Source organism: Chachezhania antarctica (assembly GCF_003646465.1).
GTDB classification, from domain to species: Bacteria; Pseudomonadota; Alphaproteobacteria; order Rhodobacterales; family Rhodobacteraceae; genus Chachezhania; species Chachezhania antarctica.
Genome location: NZ_QZEX01000040.1, coordinates 1 through 1,294 on the forward strand (window position 1 = coordinate 1; position 1,294 = coordinate 1,294).

Annotated in this window: 1 protein-coding gene; it reads left to right on the top strand. The window is 59.7% G+C overall.

Translation table 11 applies throughout. The annotated features are described in order from the left end of the window. Positions 1–78: 78 nt before the first annotated feature. Positions 79–1,122 (top strand): IS5 family transposase, encoded by a 1,044-nt coding sequence (locus D4754_RS23740; protein WP_114276417.1) that lies wholly within the window; start codon positions 79–81, stop codon positions 1,120–1,122. Positions 1,123–1,294 lie beyond the last annotated feature (172 nt).

Here is a 1,294-nt window from a genome sequence, read left to right on the forward strand (position 1 = left end):
AGGGCATCTCTAAAAATTGCCCTGACCTTGGCGCTGCGATATCGTGACTTGGTGAACCGGCATATAGGGGATGCAGCAATGACGCAGATGGGTTTCTTTGATCTTTCGGACCGTTATGCGAGCCTTGACGCCAAGAAGGACCCGCTGGTGGAGATCGATGCCGTCGTGCCGTGGGAAGAGTTTCGCCCGGCTCTTGAACGGGTCTGGCGCAAGCCGGATGCGGATCGCAAATCCCGCGCCGGGCGCAAGCCGATGGACGCGGTGGTGATGTTCAAAGCGCTGGTGCTGAGCGCACTCTACAACCTGTCGGATGACCAAATCGAATATCAGGTCCGCGACCGGCTGTCTTTCATGCGGTTTTTGGGGTTGGGTCTCGGGGATCGGGTGCCCGATGCCAAGACGGTGTGGCTTTATCGAGACGCGCTGGCGCACGCGGGCAAGGTAGAGGAATTGTTCGGGTTGTTCGACGGTCATCTGGCGCGACAGGGGTATATTGCCCGTGGCGGGCAGATCCTTGATGCTTCCATTGTGCCGGTGCCGCGCAACCACAACACGCGCGAGGAAAACGCAACGATCAAGAAGGGTGAGGTGCCCGAGGATTGGGCAGACAAACTGGCGAAACGGGTGCAGAAGGACATGGACGCGCGCTGGACGAAAAAGCACGGCAAGAGCCACTACGGCTACAAGAACCACGTGAATGTGGATCGAAAGCACAAGTTGGTCCGCCGCTACCACGTCAGCGACGCAGCCCAGCATGACAGCCAGGCGGTGGATTACCTGCTGATGCGGGGCAATACCGGGTCCGGAGTATGGGCGGATTCAGCCTATCGCTCCGAGGAAATGGAGGTAAAGCTGCGCGCTCGGAACCTGAAAAGCCACATCCACCGCAAGGGCAAGCGCGGCAAGCCGCTGACTGCACAGGCCAAGGGCAGCAACCGGACCAAATCCACCGTGCGGGTCCGGGTTGAGCATGTCTTCGGCGCGCAGGCAAACGACATGGGCGGCACCTTGGTGCGCACCATCGGTCTGGTGCGGGCCAAAGCCAAGATCGGGCTGAAGAACCTTGCCTACAACATGCGCCGCCTCTGCCAGTTGCGCCGCATCAACCCAAATCCGGCATGACAAACAGACCGCCAGAGACGCAGGTCATGCTGCTCATCGCCAAAAACGACCCTGAAATGGGCTGCGCATCATCAGACCCGACGCAACAACCCGTCAACTGACGGCCTTCCAAGCCCTTCAGGCTGCGCCAACTGCTCCATAGTCGAGAAAACAGTCAAAAATCGAGGTGCCC

Excerpts from the sequence above, each read along its gene's own strand:
- D4754_RS23740 (WP_114276417.1), top strand. The coding sequence starts at position 79 with ATGACGCAGATGGGTTTCTTTGATCTTTCGGACCGTTATGCGAGCCTT.